The sequence below is a fragment of the Prochlorococcus marinus str. MIT 0912 genome (assembly GCF_027359595.1).
Lineage (GTDB): Bacteria > Cyanobacteriota > Cyanobacteriia > PCC-6307 > Cyanobiaceae > Prochlorococcus_B > Prochlorococcus_B marinus_C.
On record NZ_CP114783.1, the window covers coordinates 225,931 to 245,916 of the forward strand.

General features: G+C 33.0%; 23 protein-coding genes. 10 read left to right on the plus strand and 13 right to left on the minus strand.

The features are described from left to right. Position 1: 1 nt before the first annotated feature. From O5640_RS01175 to O5640_RS01185, 3 genes are read right to left on the minus strand one after another with little or no spacing between them, the layout of a single operon-like run. The gene (locus O5640_RS01175; RefSeq protein WP_269612743.1) at positions 2-499 is read right to left on the minus strand and encodes a CGLD27 family protein; all 498 of its coding nucleotides are present in this window, start codon (positions 497-499) and stop codon (positions 2-4) included. Then, positions 492-866, minus strand: a complete 375-nt coding sequence (rsfS, locus tag O5640_RS01180) for a ribosome silencing factor (RefSeq protein WP_269612744.1) — start codon at positions 864-866, stop codon at positions 492-494. Before rsfS ends, O5640_RS01175 begins: the two co-directional genes overlap by 8 nt. Beyond that, positions 859-1,494, minus strand: coding sequence for a DUF3318 domain-containing protein (locus tag O5640_RS01185; protein WP_269612745.1), 636 nt, complete (start codon positions 1,492-1,494; stop codon positions 859-861). Before O5640_RS01185 ends, rsfS begins: the two co-directional genes overlap by 8 nt. 120 nt (positions 1,495-1,614) lie before the next feature. Here O5640_RS01185 and carB point away from each other — a divergent pair, with 120 nt between their 5' ends. Next, entirely contained in the window at positions 1,615-4,923 is a 3,309-nt protein-coding gene (gene carB / locus O5640_RS01190) for a carbamoyl-phosphate synthase large subunit (protein WP_269612746.1), read from the plus strand. 222 nt (positions 4,924-5,145) lie between these two features. Beyond that, complete coding sequence (acsF, locus tag O5640_RS01195; RefSeq protein ID WP_269612747.1) at positions 5,146-6,252, plus strand: magnesium-protoporphyrin IX monomethyl ester (oxidative) cyclase; 1,107 nt, start codon at positions 5,146-5,148, stop codon at positions 6,250-6,252. Between the two features lie 15 nt (positions 6,253-6,267). Here the strand turns inward: acsF and O5640_RS01200 are convergent, their stop codons facing one another. The 3 genes from O5640_RS01200 to O5640_RS01210 all read right to left on the minus strand — a co-directional run bounded on the left by O5640_RS01200 (position 6,268) and on the right by O5640_RS01210 (position 7,415). After that, positions 6,268-6,654 carry a 2Fe-2S iron-sulfur cluster-binding protein gene (locus O5640_RS01200; protein WP_269612748.1) on the minus strand — a complete coding sequence of 129 codons (387 nt, stop codon included), beginning with the start codon at positions 6,652-6,654 and terminating at the stop codon, positions 6,268-6,270. Positions 6,655-6,661: 7 nt separating this feature from the next. Continuing rightward, positions 6,662-6,997 carry a hypothetical protein gene (locus tag O5640_RS01205; protein WP_269612749.1) on the minus strand — a complete coding sequence of 112 codons (336 nt, stop codon included), beginning with the start codon at positions 6,995-6,997 and terminating at the stop codon, positions 6,662-6,664. Positions 6,998-7,196: 199 nt separating this feature from the next. After that, complete coding sequence (locus O5640_RS01210) at positions 7,197-7,415, minus strand: hypothetical protein (RefSeq protein ID WP_269612750.1); 219 nt, start codon at positions 7,413-7,415, stop codon at positions 7,197-7,199. A gap of 136 nt (positions 7,416-7,551) precedes the next feature. Between O5640_RS01210 and O5640_RS01215 the strand changes: the two genes are divergently transcribed. Continuing rightward, positions 7,552-8,415: an NAD(P)-dependent oxidoreductase gene (locus tag O5640_RS01215; RefSeq protein WP_269612751.1), complete on the plus strand. Its 864-nt coding sequence runs from the start codon at positions 7,552-7,554 to the stop codon at positions 8,413-8,415. A gap of 223 nt (positions 8,416-8,638) precedes the next feature. Here the strand turns inward: O5640_RS01215 and O5640_RS01220 are convergent, their stop codons facing one another. Further along, positions 8,639-9,037 (minus strand): hypothetical protein, encoded by a 399-nt coding sequence (locus tag O5640_RS01220; RefSeq protein ID WP_269612752.1) that lies wholly within the window; start codon positions 9,035-9,037, stop codon positions 8,639-8,641. 96 nt (positions 9,038-9,133) lie between these two features. On the opposite strand from O5640_RS01220, the gene O5640_RS01225 reads away from it, so the two are divergent. Genes O5640_RS01225 through O5640_RS01235 form a run of 3 tightly spaced genes read left to right on the plus strand, consistent with a single transcriptional unit; the run spans position 9,134 to position 11,716 of the window. Continuing rightward, positions 9,134-10,132, plus strand: coding sequence for an ABC transporter ATP-binding protein (locus O5640_RS01225; protein ID WP_269612754.1), 999 nt, complete (start codon positions 9,134-9,136; stop codon positions 10,130-10,132). Beyond that, complete coding sequence (locus tag O5640_RS01230; protein WP_269612755.1) at positions 10,129-10,926, plus strand: ABC transporter permease; 798 nt, start codon at positions 10,129-10,131, stop codon at positions 10,924-10,926. Before O5640_RS01225 ends, O5640_RS01230 begins: the two co-directional genes overlap by 4 nt. 1 nt (position 10,927) lies before the next feature. Then, complete coding sequence (locus O5640_RS01235; protein ID WP_269612756.1) at positions 10,928-11,716, plus strand: ABC transporter permease; 789 nt, start codon at positions 10,928-10,930, stop codon at positions 11,714-11,716. A gap of 59 nt (positions 11,717-11,775) precedes the next feature. Here the strand turns inward: O5640_RS01235 and O5640_RS01240 are convergent, their stop codons facing one another. Beyond that, positions 11,776-13,089, minus strand: a complete 1,314-nt coding sequence (locus O5640_RS01240) for an NRAMP family divalent metal transporter (RefSeq protein ID WP_269612757.1) — start codon at positions 13,087-13,089, stop codon at positions 11,776-11,778. 147 nt (positions 13,090-13,236) lie between these two features. Here O5640_RS01240 and O5640_RS01245 point away from each other — a divergent pair, with 147 nt between their 5' ends. Continuing rightward, positions 13,237-13,743 carry a josephin gene (locus tag O5640_RS01245; protein WP_269612758.1) on the plus strand — a complete coding sequence of 169 codons (507 nt, stop codon included), beginning with the start codon at positions 13,237-13,239 and terminating at the stop codon, positions 13,741-13,743. A gap of 6 nt (positions 13,744-13,749) precedes the next feature. Here the strand turns inward: O5640_RS01245 and O5640_RS01250 are convergent, their stop codons facing one another. The 4 genes from O5640_RS01250 to O5640_RS01265 all read right to left on the minus strand — a co-directional run bounded on the left by O5640_RS01250 (position 13,750) and on the right by O5640_RS01265 (position 15,766). Beyond that, positions 13,750-14,136 (minus strand): phosphoribosyltransferase, encoded by a 387-nt coding sequence (locus O5640_RS01250; RefSeq protein WP_269612759.1) that lies wholly within the window; start codon positions 14,134-14,136, stop codon positions 13,750-13,752. Between the two features lie 325 nt (positions 14,137-14,461). Next, the gene (locus tag O5640_RS01255) at positions 14,462-14,629 is read right to left on the minus strand and encodes a hypothetical protein (protein WP_269612760.1); all 168 of its coding nucleotides are present in this window, start codon (positions 14,627-14,629) and stop codon (positions 14,462-14,464) included. Positions 14,630-15,052: 423 nt separating this feature from the next. After that, complete coding sequence (locus O5640_RS01260) at positions 15,053-15,451, minus strand: cytochrome b6f subunit family protein (RefSeq protein ID WP_269612762.1); 399 nt, start codon at positions 15,449-15,451, stop codon at positions 15,053-15,055. Between the two features lie 117 nt (positions 15,452-15,568). After that, positions 15,569-15,766, minus strand: coding sequence for a hypothetical protein (locus tag O5640_RS01265; RefSeq protein WP_269612763.1), 198 nt, complete (start codon positions 15,764-15,766; stop codon positions 15,569-15,571). Positions 15,767-15,921: 155 nt separating this feature from the next. On the opposite strand from O5640_RS01265, the gene O5640_RS01270 reads away from it, so the two are divergent. Continuing rightward, positions 15,922-16,131: a hypothetical protein gene (locus O5640_RS01270; RefSeq protein WP_269612764.1), complete on the plus strand. Its 210-nt coding sequence runs from the start codon at positions 15,922-15,924 to the stop codon at positions 16,129-16,131. 48 nt (positions 16,132-16,179) lie between these two features. After that, positions 16,180-16,953, plus strand: coding sequence for a sulfite exporter TauE/SafE family protein (locus O5640_RS01275; RefSeq protein ID WP_269612766.1), 774 nt, complete (start codon positions 16,180-16,182; stop codon positions 16,951-16,953). A 20-nt stretch (positions 16,954-16,973) separates the two neighbouring features. On the opposite strand, the gene O5640_RS01280 is transcribed toward O5640_RS01275, so the two are convergent. Continuing rightward, a complete protein-coding gene (locus O5640_RS01280) occupies positions 16,974-18,161 on the minus strand; it encodes a glycosyl transferase (RefSeq protein ID WP_269612768.1) in 1,188 nt (395 codons plus the stop codon). Between the two features lie 71 nt (positions 18,162-18,232). Here O5640_RS01280 and O5640_RS01285 point away from each other — a divergent pair, with 71 nt between their 5' ends. After that, positions 18,233-19,984: a sugar phosphorylase gene (locus O5640_RS01285; protein WP_269612770.1), complete on the plus strand. Its 1,752-nt coding sequence runs from the start codon at positions 18,233-18,235 to the stop codon at positions 19,982-19,984. Positions 19,985-19,986: the final 2 nt, after the last annotated feature.

The following is a 19,986-nucleotide window of genomic DNA, read 5'->3' on the forward strand; positions in this document are numbered from 1 at the left end:
CCTAATTTATATTCAGGAATAGGAATAAGGTTGAACAAAAGAAAATGAATATAATCAAAATTATTATCTTCTGTAAGTGATTTAAAATGGGTTTAACCTGATGTTGTGCTATGAGCAATTCTTTTGCTCTCCAATCAATAGGTTTTTCCCATGTTTGTCCATCATACCAACCAGACTCTTCATATTCAATGTTTTCAGAATTGAGGCGTTTATATATGTATATCCAACTTAACCATTGCCTGACGAGTAATAATATAGGAAAGAAAAGGGAGGTTGTAAAACTTACTAAGGTAAGTTCCAAAATGTTGTTTTTCAGGTAATCACTACCATAAGATATTATTAAACTTAATGGTGTAATAAATAACCAGCTAAAAGTTAATTTCCTGTAAAAAATACTTTTTTCTAAAAAAGGCCAAGAGATTACCCATGAATTCCTAATAGTATTAAATTCATTTAATGGCCTTTGATCTAGCGGCACAGGGCATATGATTTTATTCATCTTTTAATGCAATTAATTTATTATTTACGAAATTATGAATAATTCCATTACTCCAAAACGATTCTAAATCATAGAATTTTCTCTGAGCAGGTTGAAAAACATTAATTATTAGATCTCCATAATCTAATAATGCCCATTTTCCTTCATTTATTCCTTCCTTTCTTAGAGGAAGGAGATCTGCTTCCTCTCTTAGTATTTTTTCTACATTATTAACGATTGCTCTAACTTGAACATCTGAAAGTCCTTCAGTAATTAGTATCCAATCAGCAATACTTGAGACCTCATCAATTTTTAAAAGTTTTATATCTCCAGCTTTTCTATCATCACAGGCATTTGCAGCTAATTCGATTAGCAAATTACTATCCATAAACATTTTCACTTGTAACTGATTTCTTAGATCCTTCTTGAGAAGCCATTTCTGCCCGGGCTTTCTCAGCACTCTTTCTTAGAGCTTCTAATCTATCTTCATAAAATGTTCTCTTCTTTTTCTTTCTAGATTTTTCTACTAAATCCTTTAATGCACCACCCAGACTTTTATAAGCATTTGGAACGCTATAGCCAAATCTGCAAGCTAAATCAATAGCTCTCTCATCGGCAGATATCGCATCCTGTAAACGTTTCTCTGAATTATTTTTTAAATAAAGCCTATAACCTGCAAAACCTGATAATCCAAGTGCCATTAAAAGTAGTAATCCATCTTGAACCCATAACTCTCCAATAGCACCTCCTAAACCTATTGCCAGTGCAGCCATTTCCCACCCATCTCTGGGGATGGTGTCATTCTGAATGCGTCCCACCTCATGCCAAAACAATAGGTTTCTATGATCTTGAGCTAAATAGTCCCATTGTTCAAGATCAACTTGAATTTCCACCTCATCACGCCCAATTTCTTCAAGCGTGATTAGAGGAGGATCTATGGCTGCTGCGGCTTCGATGAATACCCAGCTTTGGTTTTCTGGTGGCAGCAGCCCTTTTAGGCGCTGTAGTTCGCTCATACTCTTTGTTTCTTATTCGGAAAGTTAGTTAAACTTTAGTAGTAGTTTGGCGATCTAGACAGTAGATGAATAACAGATGCCTAGAATGCGTGACATAAATGAAGTTTACAAGAAATTCAAATGCCACGGCGTAAAGATATACGTCGGATTTTGATACTAGGGTCTGGACCAATTGTTATTGGACAGGCCTGTGAATTCGACTATTCCGGTACTCAGGCATGTAAAGCGCTACGGAGCGAAGGCTTTGAAGTCATTTTAGTTAACTCTAATCCAGCTTCAATAATGACTGATCCTGAAACGGCAAACAGGACCTACGTTGAACCACTTACTGCTTCAGTTGTTGAACAAATCATAGAAATAGAAAGACCTGATGCTCTTTTGCCTACTATGGGTGGTCAAACTGCTTTAAATATTTCAGTCGAATTAGCAGAATCTGGGATTTTAGAAAAATACAATATTGAATTAATAGGTGCGGATCTTAATGCAATTAAAAAAGCTGAGGATAGAAATTTATTCAAAATAGCTATGGCTAATATAGGAGTAGAAGTATGTCCTTCTGGCATAGCTTCGAATCTTCAAGAAGCTGAAATAGTTGGCAATGAAATTTCTTCATTCCCCAAAATTATTCGCCCTGCATTCACATTAGGTGGAAGCGGAGGAGGAATTGCTTATAACGAGGATGAATTTTTAGAATTATGTAAAACAGGTTTAGATGCGAGTCCTGTTTCTCAAATACTTATAGAAAAATCTCTTTTAGGTTGGAAAGAATTTGAGTTGGAAGTTATGAGAGACTTATCAGACAATGTCGTAATTATATGCAGTATTGAAAATGTTGATCCTATGGGTGTTCACACTGGAGATTCTATTACAGTGGCTCCAGCTCAAACTCTAACTGATCGAGAATATCAACGTTTAAGAGATTATTCAATTTCTATTATTAGAGAAATAGGAGTAGCAACTGGTGGAAGTAATATCCAATTTGCAATTAATCCAATTAATGGTGAGATAATCGTAATTGAGATGAATCCTCGTGTTAGCAGATCATCAGCCTTAGCAAGTAAAGCCACAGGTTTTCCTATTGCCAAAATTGCTGCTCTTTTGGCCGTTGGTTATAGATTAGATGAAATTATTAACGATATAACCGGTAAGACTCCCGCATGTTTTGAGCCCTCAATTGATTATGTCGTTACTAAAATACCTCGTTTTGCATTTGAAAAATTCTCTGGAAGTTCTTCAATTCTTACTACTTCTATGAAGTCAGTTGGTGAGGCTATGGCAATAGGTAGATCTTTTGAAGAATCTTTTCAAAAAGCGATAAGATCTTTAGAAACAGGTCTAAGTGGTTGGGGATGTGATCGAGTTGATCAGAATGTATCTTCTATTGAATTAGAAAGACTATTAAGGACACCTTCACCAGATCGAATAATGCATGTTCGATTGGCAATGAAGAATGGACGTAGTGATAATGAAATTTTTTCTTTTTCTAATATCGACCCTTGGTTCTTATCAAAGCTTAGGAATATAGTGAATGCAGAGGATCAATTACTTAAGCATGAAGATATCAATCAATTAGATCCTAATTTTTTATTCAAAATAAAGCAACTTGGATTCTCTGATCGTCAGATTGCCTTTGCTTTAAATACTGATGAATTAACAATTAGATCTAAAAGAACTTCACTTAAGATATTACCTGTTTTTAAAACAGTAGACACATGTGCTTCTGAATTTTCTTCGAATACACCATATCATTATTCTACTTATGAAAGACCAGCATACATGATTGATAACGATGGAAATATAATTAAAAATATTAATTTAAATGAAATTAAAAATGATAAAAAAAATAAAATTTTAATTCTTGGCGGAGGTCCAAATCGTATTGGTCAAGGTATCGAATTTGATTATTGTTGCTGTCATGCTTCTTATCAAGCTCAAGAGGAAGATTTTACAACAATTATGATAAATAGTAATCCTGAAACGGTTTCTACTGATTATGACACAAGTGACATACTCTATTTTGAACCTTTAACTCTAGAAGATGTTTTAAATGTTATTGAATTTGAAGAACCTTATGGAATCGTCGTTCAATTTGGAGGACAAACTCCTCTAAAACTTTCTTTGCCAATAGTCAATTGGTTAAAGAAACCGGAAAACTCAAAGTTACGAACTAAAGTTTTAGGTACATCACCTTTCTCAATTGATTTAGCAGAAGATAGAGAGCAATTTGACAAGGTTTTGAGGAGATTAGACATTAGGCAACCCAAAAATGGTCTTGCTAGAACTTTTGATGAATCATTGGCTGTTGCTAATAAAGTTGGCTATCCATTGGTTGTTAGACCTTCATATGTTCTCGGTGGAAGAGCTATGGAAATTGTCTATGAGCAAGACGAATTGGAAAGATATATAAAGGAAGCTGTAAACGTTGAGCCAGATCATCCAATTCTTATTGATCAATATTTAGAAAATGCAATTGAAGTAGATGTTGATGCTTTATGTGATGTAAGTAAAAATGTTGTAATTGGTGGACTAATGGAACATATTGAGCCTGCGGGCATTCATTCTGGCGATTCAGCCTGTTGCCTTCCTTCCATAACCCTATCTTCCGAATCAATTAAAACAATTAAGCATTGGACAAAATCTTTAGCTACTGAACTCGATGTGGTCGGTCTAATTAATCTTCAATTCGCTGTCAAAAGAGATGATGAGGGTAATGAGATTGTTTACATTATTGAGGCAAATCCAAGAGCTTCAAGAACAGTTCCTTTTGTTTCTAAAGCTACTGGAATTCCTCTTGCAAAAATTGCCACTCAATTACTTTTAAGTAAAAAACTAAAAGATATTGGATTAACTCAAGAACCAATCCCGCCACTTCAAGCAATAAAAGAGGCTGTTATGCCTTTTAGACGTTTTCCTGGCTCAGACAGCGTTTTAGGCCCGGAAATGCGTTCAACCGGCGAGGTGATGGGATCTGCAAATACTTTTGGAATGGCTTACGCCAAATCAGAACTTGCAGCCGGCGAGGGATTACCTACATCCGGTTTTGTTTTCTTATCTACTCATGATCGAGATAAACCTGCATTGATTCCAGTAGCAAAAAAATTGATTGAACTAGGTTTTTCAGTTTTGGCAACATCTGGCACTTCTAAGTATCTCGAGAAATTTGACTTAAAGGTAGAAAGGGTTCTGAAAGTTCACGAAGGCAGACCAAATATTGAGGATATGATTCGATCAGGAAAGGTTCAGTTGGTAATAAATACTCCGATTGGGCGTCAAGCAATTTTTGATGATAAATATCTTAGAAAAGCAGCTCTTGACTACTGTGTCCCAACTTTAACAACTTTAAAGGGGGCTAGTGCTGCTGTAAAAGGGATTGAAGCATTGCAGAATCAAATTCTATCAGTTTCAGCTTTGCAAGATATTCATTCCTAAACATTTTTATGTTAAATAGTTAACTTAATTTCTTTAAATCTCTTTTGTAAATGTTATTTAGTTTGTAATTTTGATTTATATAGATTGTTAAATATTAATTTTATATACATTTTTTTCAGCTCCTTTTTTTCTTTTTTAAGCAAAGCTCTATTACTACCTGATTATAAATTCACCTTTTTTTCAAATTAAGACATACAATTATGTTCTTGCTTGATAATTGGAATGACCGCAACAGCTTCTTCTTCCCCAAAACTAAGAGTTGATACACGCGGAACTAATGAGTTGCCGCCACATTTAGATGAAAACCTTTTAACACCTCGTTTCTATGTAACCGAATTCAAAAAAGCTGCTAAGACAGAATTAACTGACGCTCGTGAAGAGTTTGAAGCAATGCTCTCAGAAATGAAAGCGGATTATAACTGTACTCATTTTGATAGAAAGGCAAGTCTAGATAGATTACAAGAATTACCTCAGAAGGCTAAAGAGACTTACGAGAGTTATTTAGTTAGATCAGTTATATCAGAGTTTTCTGGATTCCTTCTCTTCAAGGAGATTTCCAATCGTTTAAAGAAAGAGGGAAATAGGGATCTTGGCAAACTATTTCAGTTTTTAGCCAGAGACGAAGCTAGGCATGCAGGCTTTCTTAGCAGAGCATTAGTTGCAGAGGGTATTGAAGTTGATCTTCCTCATTTAGGCGGAAAAAGAGCGGCGACTTGGTTCCCCATTAGTTGGGTTATATATTCTGTTTATCTCTCAGAAAAAATTGGCTATTGGAGATACATCTTGATGGATAGGCACCTTAAGGCTAATCCAGATCAGGCTTTTGCTCCTCTTTTTGATTTCTTTGAACCATGGTGTCAAGACGAGAACAGACATGGTGATTGTTTTACAGTCATGATGAGATGTTGGCCAGGTATTACTAAAGGATTTAGAGGTAAGTTATTAAGTCGTTTCTTCTTGTGGAGTGTTTTCCTTACTCACACATTGACTGTTTGCGAAAGAGGTGAGTTTTATGAATTACTTGGTATTGATCCAAAGGAATTTGATGAGGAAGTCATAAAAAGAACTAACCACACATCTAAAAATGCCTTCCCTTGGGTTTTTAATCTTGAGGACAATAAGTTTTGGGATTTGAGAAACAAAATTATCGAATCTTTCAGAGCCTTTGTAGGTGCTAAAGGTTTAACAAAACCAGTTAAATTTGTGAAATTTGCTACTTTGATATTTAAGCAATTTGCACTCCCTATGGAGAAGACAAACGCATTGCGATATGATAAAAATGTGAATTTTACAGGCCAGGATATTTTAAATTTTTGGACAGATAAATAAGACTATTTAGATAAATTAAATATCAAAAGGATTGCCAGCTTGTGTGTCCAATCCTTTGAAATACTTTCCAAATTGAGCATTATAGACTTCGTCCTCACCTTGAGTTTCGCATTCCAATGGTCCAATGGCTTTTGAAACACATAACAACCCGTATCCCTTATCCCTCATCTCTTTGGATAGACCAATACATGCTTTTTGATCCATTTTTCCTGAAATTATCTTAACTGCGCACTCTGAACAACATCCATTCCTGCAAGAAAACGGCAATGTGTCTCCGATAATTTGTCCATTTTCATCTTTTGATTCAAAATTTCTCAATATATACTCACCTTCAGGAACATCAAATGTGTATGTTTTTCCCTCCTGTTTATGATGAATAGTTATTTGGTGAATTTGTTTCATTGAATATCTAGCTCGGCGGTGTTATATCTCTTCTTTCAGGCGGATCAGGGGGCTGACTTGCATATTGCCAAAGCTCTTCAATATCTAATGTTTTAGTTAACCTTTCTCCACCAAATCGAAGTTTTAACCAAGCAATAGTTGTTGAATCTTCCGCAACTACTGCTTCGAAACCTTCTTGTTCAGTGATATTGAATTTGTTAACTAATGAAGAATTTAGGAACCACATAGGATACTCTTCACCTTTGCGACTCCTTCTTTCATGAAAGGATTCTCTTAATTGTCCATTACCCTGTAATTGGCCTTCTGGGGCAAGAAGAACATTTAGGGTTTTGGTCTCCGACATTATTTAAGAATCAGAAATGACTTGATCTTAGGCATCATATTTCCTAGGACCTTGATTAGATAACTTTAGTAAAAGGAATTACATAGACGCAAATAGTTTGATAGATCTTCACAAGATTTTCTTATTATGTTTAATTAATCTTTCTAATTATTTAAAAGGGTTATTTATATAAATTTTTTCTTGATTGATAATTAATTATTTAAGCCTCTTTTTTGGATGCCTCAGTCTTTGCTTTAAGAGCCTCAGCTTCAGCTGCTTTCTTTGCTTCTTCAAAATCAATTCTGTTTTGTAGTTGCCCTGATGCTCTCATCCAATCATTAACACTAGCTTCCTTGCCAGCAGCTTCACATTCCTCTTGATACTTCAAGAATGGATACCAATGATGAGTAGCATTCTTGGAATCTGTAAAATTAGTCAATTTCTTAAGTAATCAATGAATTAATTATCGCATCATATTTTCTTCTTTTGGCTGCATATTAATTTTTTATAGTAATAGTTCAAACCTTTGTTGTACTTATTACTCTTGGTACGTTTTGAATGAAAATCTGATTTTGATGAAATTAGCTTTTTTTGGTCTGGGAGCAATTGGGAAGCCAATGTCTGAGCGTCTCATTAATAATGGCTTTGAATTGAATTTATATCAGAGAAATAAACTAAATAAGGACTATAAAAGAAAATATTTTTTTGATCCTATAGAAGCTGTTACTGACTGCGATGGCCTTTTGATTTGCGTTACTGATGATGATGCTGTTGAATCTGTTCTATTTGGTGATAACGGCGTAGCAGACTCACTAAAGCCTAACTCTTTTGTAATTGATTTCTCTACAATAAGTCCTACTAAATCAATTACTATTCATAAGGAATTAGGTAAGAAAAATATTTTATATGTTGACTGTCCTGTCTCTGGGGGGACAGAGGGAGCTAATAAAGGTTCACTTTCTTTGTTTATAGGTGCAAGCAAAAAAGAGTGTTTATCTTTTGAAGAAATATTCAAAGTTCTAGGTAAATCAATTAATTACTTTAATGGTGTTGGTAAGGGGCAACAAGTCAAAGCTCTTAATCAGATATTGGTTGCAGGAACATATGCAGCAGTCGCTGAAGCAATTGAATTAGGAAAACTTCTTGAGTTACCTATGGAAGATGTTGTTTCTGCCTTAAAAGTTGGAGCAGCTAATTCATGGCCATTAGAAAATAGATCAAAAGCAATGTTGATTGATAAACATCCATTGGGATTTAAATTAGAGTTGCATCATAAGGATTTATCTATTGCCATTGATCTAGCTAACTCTATAAATATTGATTTACCCATAGCTTCTAAAGTAAAAGAGATTGAGCAACGATTAATGCAGTCTGGTATGGGTGAATTAGATGTTTCTGTTCTTCATAGATACATCTCAGGATCAAAAAAAGAAGGCTAGAATTACTGCTAATATTAGATTTATGTAACTCATTTATTTACAAATTGATATCTATATGCTAACTTAAAAATAAGTCAATAAATTATTTAGATTAAGTTATGAAGCTAGAAAAGCAGCATGCAAAATTAATAAAGTTACAAAGCAAAGCCGAGTCTTGTCTTTCTCGTGATGAGGCTCGGAAAATTATACGTAAAGCCGAAAAAACTCAAATGAAAATTTCTGGCTAATCTTTATTTTTTAGGTTGTTAAATAATATTCCTTCATGTTTTTTAAATTGAATACTCCAAAGATTTGAACATATTGATTTTAATTGTTCTATTAAAATATCTGTATCTCCACTATTAATCCAATTTGATTTAATTACCGGAATATTATTATGCATACTTTCAAAACTAATTTCTGCTAGTAATAATCCAGTTTCATCGTTTGATATTTTAAGACTACCTTCAGTACTTCTTTGAAATAACCTTAGTAATAAATCAAGTATTATCTTTTCGACTTCTTTTTTAGACGATTGACTTAAAGTATCAACTGCAGAAAATGTTTTTCCTCCGAGAGGCATTAATCTTTTATTATTTTGCTCTGCAAGAGCTATCGCTATTACATATTTTTGTTCTTCCATTTAGTTTTAACAACCAATAGATTTTTCTTTAATTTGATCTTATCTGCTTTTTAGTCAAAAATGTTTTATCTTAATGTTGAAGCATTTAACAATTAATTGCACAATAATCCTAGTGACTTGATCGTTGTAGATCAGCTGAGTAAGTATTATCGAGTTGCAAACAAACAGCCTGGGTTTAAGGGTACTCTTAAGCATTTTTTTGATCGAAAGACTTATGACGTCCCTGCCGTAACTGATATTTGTTTTAAAATCTCACCTGGTGAAGTAGTCGGATTTCTTGGGGCTAATGGAGCTGGTAAGACCACATTATTAAAAATGATGTGTGGTCTTATTCATCCATCGACAGGTTTAGTTGATGTTGGTGGCTTTTCTCCTCAAAGAAGGCAAACGGGTTTTCTAAAGGAGATAACTTTGGTTATGGGGCAAAAGCAGCAGTTGATTTGGGACCTTCCTCCCATGGACTCTTTGTATGTAAACGCAGCTGTATATGGTTTGTCTGACCACGAAGCAAAAGTAAGAATTAATGAATTAGCAGAAATGCTTGAACTAGGAGAAGAACTTACAAGACCGGTAAGGAAGTTGTCGTTAGGACAAAGAATGAAATCAGAAATTCTTGCAGCCTTATTGCACAAACCATCTGTCCTTTTTCTAGATGAACCTACTCTTGGTCTTGATGTAAATGCGCAAGCTAGAGTTCGTAGTTTTTTATTCGAATACAACAAAAGAACTGGTGCAACAATTTTACTAACTAGTCATTACATGGCTGACATAACAGCATTATGTCCAAGAGTTATTTGTATTCATAAAGGAAAGCTTTTTTATGATGGTGACCTTGATTCACTAGCTAATTCATTATCACCATCAAGAGAGGTAAAAGTAGAACTTAAAAAGCCATGTGCAAGTGAACAATTTGAAAAATATGGTGAGATTCAAGATTTAAATGATCGTTTTGTATGTTTGTTAGTTTCAAGGGATAAATTGACACATGTAGTAAGTAATTTATTAACTGATTTTGATATTATCGATTTAGAGATTAGTGATCCTCCTATTGATCAATTAATTGGAGAATTATTTATAAAGGGAGAAGTCAATTGAGAATATTTGGATTGTCTTTCAAGGTTATTAAGACCTTACTTACAACACAATATGCATACATGTTGGAATATCGCATCGAAATAGCTTTGTGGGCTCTATCTGGAGTACTTCCATTTATTATGTTCTCTCTTTGGAGTCAAAATGATGTTGGTAATTCATTTGGTCTAAATGATATTGGGTTGGCAAGATATTTTTTAAGTGCTTTTCTAGTTAGGCAATTTTCAGTTGTTTGGGTTGTCTTCTCGTTTGAGGAAGATTCTCTTTCTGGTCGATTATCACCATATTTACTACAGCCTTTGCACCCTCTATTTAGATATGTAGCTTCTCACTTAGCAGAGCAGGCAACAAGACTTCCTTTCGCAATAGCTATAGCTATTACTTTTTTTATATTAAATCCATCATCTTTTTGGCTTCCCTCACTCCCTCAATTATTTCTGGCGTACTTATCAACTCACTTTGCTTTTACTATCGCTTTCCTTCTTCAAAGTTTAGTTGCTGCACTATGTTTTTGGACCGAAAAATCTAGTGCTCTAGAAAGATTAATATTTGTTCCTTATCTTTTTCTATCTGGTTTATTAGTACCGTTATCAGCTTTTCCTTCTAACATTCTAAAGGTTGCAATGTTAACTCCATTTCCTTATCTAATTAACTTTCCAGCAAAAATTTTATCAGGCATGCCAGTAGATATCTTTAATGGCTTTTTAGCCCAGATTTTGTGGATTTCAATTCTCATACCTGCTGTAAATATTCTTTGGAAACTTGGTGTAAAAAGATATACAGCTATGGGAGCCTAATATGCATAGATATTTTAAAACCATCAGATTATTTTGGTCTACAGCTTTTGCTTCTCAACTTGAATATCAATTAAATTTTTTAATTGAATTGTTAGCGATGTTAGGGACTCTTTTGGGAAGTGTATTTATATTATCCCTTTTTTTTACTGGAGGAAGGCAATTAGGCGATTGGACTTGGGAATCGGCTTTAGTAATTCAAGGAGTTTATACATTTCTAGACGGTTTAACGAATGCTCTCTTGCGACCAAATTTGACCGAAATCGTTAATTACGTTAGAGAGGGTACTCTTGATTATGTTTTATTAAAACCAATTGATAGTCAATTTTGGTTATCAGTTAAAAAATTTTCTTTTGCAGGATTGCCTGAAATTATTTTAGGACTTTCTATTGTTTTTTGGGCGGCAATTCAATCAGGTTCAACTCTTTCACCTTACTCATTATTTGTATTCATTATTTCCTTATTGATTGGTTTTGTAATCCTTTATTCCGTTTGGTTCTTGATTGCTGCATCTAGTATTTGGTTCGTTAAAACATGGAATGCTACAGAAGTTCTTAGGGCTTTATTGGCTGCAGGTAGATATCCTATTTCAGCTTATCCTGTTATTATGAGATTTATATTTACATTGGTTTTACCTGTAGCATTTTTAACAACTTTTCCAGCTGAGGCAATTCTTGGAGAACTAAAATTTAATATTTTATTTTCTGGTCTGATATTAAGTAGTTTATTTTTTATTTTTAGTAGATTCTTCTGGAAATTTGCTCTTAAACATTACACTTCTGCCTCAAGTTGATTATTTAATTGATTTCATTAACTCTTATTTATTTAAAACGATACTTATAAATTTTGGGTTTATTGCCCGATACCAAAGAATGAATTGAATATGAATAATAAACTAAAGATTGAGAGGAATGAAATCCCAAACCAGCAAAGTATTTTTAGGGCAATTCCGTAACGAAATTGACTTTGTACTAATGAGCTATTCATTGTATCCATAGCCATCCAAGCAAACAAAGGAGCTGTCAGGAAACTACCGGTCATAGCGCCAAAGACATAGTCCTTAACTCCAATTCCTCCCGATTTGGCAATTAGAAGTGCAAAAAGTGATGCAAAAACATGAAATATGATCCATTTTTTGAGACGTTTCTTTTCAGTCAAAGTAGAGCTATTTCCCTTGTCTGTGCGAGTTATTAAGCCATGAGCTGATGAGATGCTCCTGGGATATGCATCTAGACATGTAAGCGTGGTGCTAAACATTGCTGCAAAAGCCGAAGGAACAATGATCCACTTTGCCCATCCACCAATGGATTGTGTATACAAGCGGATTAAATTCTGAGCAAAACTAACTCCAGATCCTGTAAGCATTTCATCGCCAGTCCCGTACATCGTGTATGCACCAAGAATTAGAAAGAAAATTGCAGTAATAACTGTGATGAAATATCCAAGATTGAAATCAAATTCTGCTTCTTTCAAAGTTGCGGTATGCTTTGTTTCTTTTGCTCTGGAGAACATCCATAGCGATGGCCATATACAAAGCTCCACTGGACCAGGCATCCAACCCATAAGAGGAATTAGAAAACCTAGGTTTGAGAGAGTCCATGGAGAGGGACTGCTATTAAAGAATGAAATATTGATATCTCCAGCAGGGCCTTTAATTAATAAAGATATAACAGCAAAAAAAGTTAATACTGTAAGCAAAAATACAAGAATTTTAGATATCCTATCTAGGGCTTTATATTGGCCTATAAATAATATTAATGAACAAACTATTAATATACCTATAGCTAAATCTAGAGCAGGAAATGATGAAAAAATTACTATATTTTTTAAAAGGAGACCAGTAACAAAGCTAACGGCAGAAATAGTAAAGGTTCCAGTAATTAATCCAACAATTAAATATATAGGTAAATAAAATTTATTACGCTTTTGAAATCCCTCTAAAAGTGATAGTCCTGTGACAGCGGTAAATCTAGTCCCTACAAGTAAAAAAGGATATTTTACTAGATTTGTTAATAAAATAAGACCAATAAGTGAAAATCCAAATTTTGCCCCAGCTGTAGTCGATGACATTAGGTGCGATCCACCTATGCATGCTGCAGCTAAAAGGATTCCAGGGCCTAGACTTTTTCTGTAACCAATGGATTTACTTGAGACTACTTTTTCCATATATATGAGAAGATATTTTATTTTTACAACAAAATTAATTTTTTCAATTTAAGTACATAAAGATTATTATTTTATAGTTAGATATCTTTTTATTAAATTGAGAATTTTTAAGTCCTATTTATTGTCTAGCTTCTGTAGATTTAATTAATGAATAATGCTGTTAATCTATATTTGGCATCAGGTGTAAGTGAGGGCATTGGTTTTTGGGTTGTTAACTTTACAGATGAGGACAATGTTTTTAATTCTCTTGATAGTAAATTGCTTGAATGCTACAGAAAAGAATTATTTGGTCTTGAGGGGGCAATTGAAGTAAGGGAAGCAATTAATACAACATTAGATATCCTCTCTTGTGATACGAAATTGGATAAATATAAATTAGATAATAATAACATAGGTTATTCTTCCGAGATTCCCATTTACATCATCGAGGATATCTTTGATCTATGGGCATCTAATTATAATAATAAAATCCTTTGGAAAAAATATCTTGGCATATTAAATTTTAGGAACAAAATAAAGAAAAATAATCGTTATATTCAGATTGGACTGAAAGGTGATACCTATAAATTTGCTATAAAATTAGATCAATTGATGAGTTTTAGACCAATTAATTTATCATTTAGATTAGATAAATCTAAAGATTTAATGTGGTAAAATTGATCATAATCTTGATTTATAATATAAATCTCTATCTTTATTAGCTGCATTTATACTCTCCCAAGGAAATATAATCCATTCGTTACCTTTGATATATTTATAGGAATTCCACCAGGTAGGTTTTTTTTTGCTAATCCATACATGAGTCTCTGAACCTTTTATGTGTTTTATTTTCTCAAGTGTATATCCAGTATCATAAATATCATCAACTATGAGTGAATTATTTTTAGGCTCGTCTAATAAAGGCAGTCCAAGTGAATGACTTAATGCAACTGCTAGACATAAACCTCCCCTAGGGAATCCATAAACCCCTTGATACTTTTTGTTTTTGCATTGCTGATATATTGAATTTACGCATTCATCAAATTCTATCCAGCTTAACTTATTCATTTATAGGTTATAAATATGTTTTCTTTACTCTTCGGTATAACTTTTAAAATTTCCTAGATAAACTGTAGTAGCCCATAAAGCCACCTATAGTAAGTATTCCAGCGATAGGAGCTGATAGATTTAATGGCGTCGCCCAATCATGAACCATCAATGAAGCTAACATAAGTAACCATTAATAAATAACTCTCAAAATAATACATCTAATATGGGTTTGTTGTTTTAATTCGCAATAATTCACAACTATATAGAATTATTAAATTATTCAGAAATAAGATTCTTTCAAATATTTTTATTTTATAGATATCATTTATTAATATTTTTTTATCTATGATTCATCTTTTTTATTAGTTTCAAACAAGTTTGCAGCTTGTTCATATATTTTTCCAAATAGCCATGAAATAGCAATAAAACCAACAATTCCTAAAATTATTGTTATTGCTGATATTCCTGCATCATTTGGACCATAATTTATCGCTGGGTCAAATCCTTCCACGGTAAGTTGAATTCACTTTTAAACATTTTAATATTTTTTTGATTCAATTTGTTATTCTTAACTTTTTTTAAACCTGAATATATCAATATTCCTTATAGTTGAATTTTGTAGAATAAATTTCACCTTAAACCATATTTATTAAGTGGGAGTACCATTTACTCCATTTAAGCGTAGATAATTCTTTAAGTAAAGCTACAGCGCTGGCAAGCTTGAAGCTGCTAGCGAAAACCTTAAGGTTCATTTAGTCCAGATTTTCTAAAAGATCAATTTACTGAACAATATAAGTTAAGGTATGTTCAGTAAATCCTGCTAGTCAACTAAGTAAATTTCTAAATAAAAAGAAATGGATAAATATGAACTTTAAAAACAAATAAAATTGTTAAAATGTTATTTTGTATAGTGAAAAGACAATTTTATTGAAATTTATAAAATATCTTTCAATGTAAATACTAACCATTTAATTAGATTAAAGGGATTAGCTAACTTTTTAATACTTCTGTTCCCATTCAGGTCATATTCAACTTTATCTATTCGTGATAAAAGCTCTATAGTTAATAAATTTTTCGGTTTATTTGAAGGCTCTATTTTATACTCCCTTTTTGTTTGTTCATTTAATTCGTTATCAAAAATCCAAATTTTAATATTATTTTCAGTCATTAATACGTAGCCAATACCCATTCCATCAGTCATTTTATAATCAATAACCTCTACATTAATCATTTGAGGTAGATCATCTAATATTTTTTTAGGTAGTACATTTTCTATTTTAGCCTTTTCAATTTTTATGACTGACCCAACTGGTATTAGAGGATTTATCTTCATTATGATTAGCTTAAGATCTTTCTAAATTAACATATTCTACGAATCAATGAATTAACTATTCATTCGCTATATTATTTATCCGTTAGGAACCCGCTTTTGAATTTTGGCTTGACTTAATTAATTAAAACCCTTTTTTTCACTTTTTGTTATTTTTTCCGCCCTACCCTCTCCTTCTTCTTTTAAATAATTAGCCTTTACATAGTTAATTCCTATGATCGTTAGTCTTACAAAAACAAAAGCGGTAGCTATGAATCCTATTAAAATAAAAGTTGATAAAAGTGTAGACCCTAGGTCTATTTCAGATAATTTGCTCATGTGAATAATCTCAACTAACTTATTTAATCTTTTATAAATCGAATTTTAAATTCAATTCAAAATTCTAAATAAATTTTAATTTATATTGGTTACAAGACATCCGTAGAAAAATTCCTCATATGGATGCATAACAGAAATAGGAATATAAATTGAAAATGAATCAAACTCAATTTAAAATCCCACTTTCAAGCTTAAGGCCTTACACGGTTCATTATCGGAACTATGATAATCAACGTCTTGAGAATTGCTTTTATGCCTGTGATGCATATGAAGCAAGATTGCTTGCAATGGAATTTAATAGGTATATTCATGAGCATCCAAATTGTATTGATCTAATTAGAAGGGAAATGATTAAAAATATTTAGGGAAATTGATAGCTGATATTGTTTTTTAAATAAATCTGTTAATTTTTTATGTTAAATACTGATATTTTCTCTCAAATTTTTTTGGGAATTATATCTTTTCTTTCTAATTTTATTTCCGCTTTATCTGGTGGAGGTGCAGGTTTAATTCAACTTCCAGCCCTTTTGTTTTTTGGATTGCCTTTCTCTAAAGCATTGGCAACTCACAAGGTTGCCAGTGTTGCACTAGGTTTAGGTGCTTCAGTACCTCATCTAAGACGAAGTAAGGTACAATTTAACTATGGTTTTTTGATCTTAATTTCTGGTATACCAGGTGTTTTATTAGGGGCCTATACTTCATCCATTTTACCTGGTAATTTTTCTACTTCCTTATTAGGTTTATTGACCCTATTTCTTAGTTTCTACTCTATAAGGCAGAAAAATCTTGGAACTTCAAATCATAAAGTTTCAATTAATAAGTTAAGAATAATTATTGGCTCAATTGGTCTTTTTATTATTGGTTTTCTCAATGGCTATCTTTCCTCTGGTACTGGACTATTTGTGACGATTTGGATGATAACTATATATGATTTATCATTTTCTACTGCTGTTGCTTATACTTTGATTTTTGTTGGAATTTTTTGGAATAGTATTGGAGCACTCTCTTTAGGATTGACTGGAAATATTATTTGGAATTATATACCGGTATTGATTATAGGCTCTCTTTTAGGTGGATACTTAGGCGCTAATTTATCAATAATTAAAGGGTCCAAATTTATTAAAGTTATTTTTGAATTTGTTTCTTTTTCTGTTGGAATTTCATTACTAATTAAAGCCTTTCTGTGATTATTTCTTCTTATAGATTTTTATAAACTTCCAGCTTTTTCTAAATCATCTTGTAATTTACTCTCACAGTCTAAAACCCTAGCCCAGCAGGGAAGTTGCTGCTTTACTGGTGATTCAAGGAATTTGTTTATTGCGGGTCTTAATAGTTTTCCAAAAGTATGAACTGCTAGTTCTTCTTTATGTCGACTGTAAGGTAATTGATTAACCGAGGAATCTAGACTAAATTGTTTAACTCTATCTTCTCCTGCTCTTCTATATAAAACCTCTAAGTTTGCTAATTGGGAACTTGTAAGTGTTCTTGCTTCGTGTTCCATTAACCCTCTTAAAACGCTTGAAAGAATTTCTGTTGACATTTTTTGAAGGCCTTCATTAGCTTTTGAACCTATCTCTTTATGCTTATGATCGAAAATACCTAGATCAACTTGTGCGATTCTTGATATCCTTACGTTTTTATAAACCTCTGAGAGAAGCCCTATTTCTAACCCCCAGTCACATGGAATTCTTAAATTCATAGCTAAGTCTGTTGTAAAAGCAAACTCTCCAGCTAATGGATATCTAAAAGACTGTAAATATTGAAGGAATGGCGCATTCCCCATCAATTGTTCCAAACTTGAAAGAAGTGGGCCTACAAATAACCTAGTAGCTCTCCCTTGAAGTGCATTTGTCTCAAGAGATAAACGGCTGTAAAAAGCTTTTACGTAAGAAATCCCATTTGATTTTTCCAATAAAGGTCCCAGCATTCTTGCGGGATAATTAGAGCTGAATGTTCTGATATCAGCATCGAAGAGTGCTACGACTTCCGAACTTTTCGTGGCTACTCCAACTCCTTGCCAGACTGCCCATCCTTTTCCTGGAACACCTAATAGATCTAGGCCATTTTTTTCTTGGTTTTTTAGTAATTCAATAACTTTTGGACTATTAGTCCATTGGACGTGAACTGGATATGGCATTTCTTTGAAAAATTCTCTTGCCTTCTGCACCTCGTCTCGATTGCTTGCTGATAGCGCTATGACTAGCTGATTTAAATTTTTTAATTCTTTTAAAGTCGTTCTTATAAGTTTTAATGCCGGCCTATTGAACTCATCGAATAAGCATGGAATAAGTATTGATGTTGGCCGTTTTAATAGGTCTTTATTTAATTGAGATACTGGATCTTTTGCTAGTCCGTACTCATGAATAGTTGTGATTAAACCCTGCTGAAAGTCCATTCAAGAAAAAAGTTTTACAGATTCAAGGTGGGAGCTACGATGAGGTAGTGAAGATTGTTTTCCTTTAAAGAGTGTCTGAGTTGGATAGTAAATTAGATGAACTGAGACTTTCTCTCAGAGAAATTTATCCTGAGCACTCTGAACAAGAAATCAATTCAGTGTGGTCACAATTGTTGCAGATTTTAGATCCATTTTGTGTTCCTCGGGACACCAACGAATTAGAGATCGAATCAATTTGGGATTCTTCTAGTGTTGTTTTGATTACTTACCCAGATTCAATTTATAGGAAAGATGAATCAACTTTAAAAACATTAACTGAATTCGTAAAAAATAGATTAAGTGGCCTTTCTTCCGTCATACATGTTTTACCATTTCTTCCCTCTACAAGTGATGGAGGATTCGCTGTTTCTAATCATGAAAAAATAGAAGAGGCTTTTGGTAATTGGAATGATTTAAAGGATTTATCAAGTAACCATAAAATAATGGCTGATCTTGTTTTAAATCATGTCTCTTCTTCGCATTCATGGGTTCATCAATTTATAAAATCAGAGGAACCTGGGTCGTCCTTTATTGTTTCTCCCTCTGAGACTAATATTTGGGACAAAGTTATAAGACCGAGAAATTCATCGCTCTTCACTAACATTAATACTGATCAAGGATTTAAAAACGTATGGACAACATTTGGTCCAGATCAGATTGATGTGGAGTGGAGAAATCCATATATTTTTTTAGAGTTTTTGAAATTATTGGTTAGATATGTAAATAATGGAGCTGAATGGATTCGACTTGATGCAATTGCATTTATTTGGAAGGAGCCATATACAACTTGTTTACATTTAGACCCAGTACATTTAATAGTTAAGCTTTTAAATAAATGCTTAAAGATTATTAACCCCAAGGCTGTATTAATCACTGAGACTAATGTTCCGGAGAAAGAAAATCTTTCTTATTTGATTGATGGAAATGAAGCAAATCTTGCTTATAACTTTACTCTACCTCCATTATTGCTAGAAGCTATCTATACCGGTAAAACTGATTTATTGAATAATTGGTTATCTAATTGGAATAAGTTGCCAAATGAGACTTCTCTGCTTAATTTCACTTCTTCACACGATGGTATTGGATTAAGAGCATTAGAAGGAATTATGGACGATCATAGAGTACACAATCTTTTGGTTGAGTCAGAAAAGAGAGGAGGATTAGTTAGTCACCGTCGATTGTCAAATGGAGAAGATCAACCATATGAATTAAACATAAGTTGGTGGAGTGCTATGTCTCATAATGGATCTGATATTACTTTATTTCAATTTGAACGTTTTTTGCTCAGTCAGGTATTCACTTTATCTTTAAAAGGAGTTCCAGCTTTTTATCTTCCATCTATATTAGCCTCACCAAATGATCTTGATTCTTTTAGAAAAACAGGGCAAAGAAGAGATTTAAATAGAGAGAAATTTGAAGCTAGTAAATTATTTGATGTTCTTAAGAACTTTAATTCCCCTGCCAGTAAAAATATTTCATATCTCACTCATATAGTTAAAGTAAGATCAAGACTTAAGGCCTTTCATCCGGAAGCGAGTATGAAATGTATATCTACTAGTATTGACAATTGTGTTGTTATTCAACGAGGTTTAGATGAAGAAAGTATTTATGTTTTTTGTAATATGTCTAATAAATGTATAAATATTTCTCCATCACATGAACTTGGTTTGAATGGAATATCTTCGAATAAACGTTTGCTGGATAATATTACAGGTTCTCATTTTGAAATAGATACGTTTAAACTTAATCCTTATCAAGTAGTTTGGTTCTCTTTAACTGATTAGCC

Excerpts from the sequence above, each read along its gene's own strand:
- O5640_RS01175 (WP_269612743.1), bottom strand. The coding sequence starts at position 499 with ATGAATAAAATCATATGCCCTGTGCCGCTAGATCAAAGGCCATTAAAT.
- rsfS (WP_269612744.1), bottom strand. The coding sequence starts at position 866 with ATGGATAGTAATTTGCTAATCGAATTAGCTGCAAATGCCTGTGATGAT.
- O5640_RS01185 (WP_269612745.1), bottom strand. The coding sequence starts at position 1,494 with ATGAGCGAACTACAGCGCCTAAAAGGGCTGCTGCCACCAGAAAACCAA.
- carB (WP_269612746.1), top strand. The coding sequence starts at position 1,615 with ATGCCACGGCGTAAAGATATACGTCGGATTTTGATACTAGGGTCTGGA.
- acsF (WP_269612747.1), top strand. The coding sequence starts at position 5,146 with ATGACCGCAACAGCTTCTTCTTCCCCAAAACTAAGAGTTGATACACGC.
- O5640_RS01200 (WP_269612748.1), bottom strand. The coding sequence starts at position 6,654 with ATGAAACAAATTCACCAAATAACTATTCATCATAAACAGGAGGGAAAA.
- O5640_RS01205 (WP_269612749.1), bottom strand. The coding sequence starts at position 6,997 with ATGTCGGAGACCAAAACCCTAAATGTTCTTCTTGCCCCAGAAGGCCAA.
- O5640_RS01215 (WP_269612751.1), top strand. The coding sequence starts at position 7,552 with ATGAAATTAGCTTTTTTTGGTCTGGGAGCAATTGGGAAGCCAATGTCT.
- O5640_RS01220 (WP_269612752.1), bottom strand. The coding sequence starts at position 9,037 with ATGGAAGAACAAAAATATGTAATAGCGATAGCTCTTGCAGAGCAAAAT.
- O5640_RS01235 (WP_269612756.1), top strand. The coding sequence starts at position 10,928 with ATGCATAGATATTTTAAAACCATCAGATTATTTTGGTCTACAGCTTTT.
- O5640_RS01240 (WP_269612757.1), bottom strand. The coding sequence starts at position 13,089 with ATGGAAAAAGTAGTCTCAAGTAAATCCATTGGTTACAGAAAAAGTCTA.
- O5640_RS01245 (WP_269612758.1), top strand. The coding sequence starts at position 13,237 with ATGAATAATGCTGTTAATCTATATTTGGCATCAGGTGTAAGTGAGGGC.
- O5640_RS01250 (WP_269612759.1), bottom strand. The coding sequence starts at position 14,136 with ATGAATAAGTTAAGCTGGATAGAATTTGATGAATGCGTAAATTCAATA.
- O5640_RS01260 (WP_269612762.1), bottom strand. The coding sequence starts at position 15,451 with ATGAAGATAAATCCTCTAATACCAGTTGGGTCAGTCATAAAAATTGAA.
- O5640_RS01265 (WP_269612763.1), bottom strand. The coding sequence starts at position 15,766 with ATGAGCAAATTATCTGAAATAGACCTAGGGTCTACACTTTTATCAACT.
- O5640_RS01270 (WP_269612764.1), top strand. The coding sequence starts at position 15,922 with ATGAATCAAACTCAATTTAAAATCCCACTTTCAAGCTTAAGGCCTTAC.
- O5640_RS01275 (WP_269612766.1), top strand. The coding sequence starts at position 16,180 with ATGTTAAATACTGATATTTTCTCTCAAATTTTTTTGGGAATTATATCT.
- O5640_RS01280 (WP_269612768.1), bottom strand. The coding sequence starts at position 18,161 with ATGGACTTTCAGCAGGGTTTAATCACAACTATTCATGAGTACGGACTA.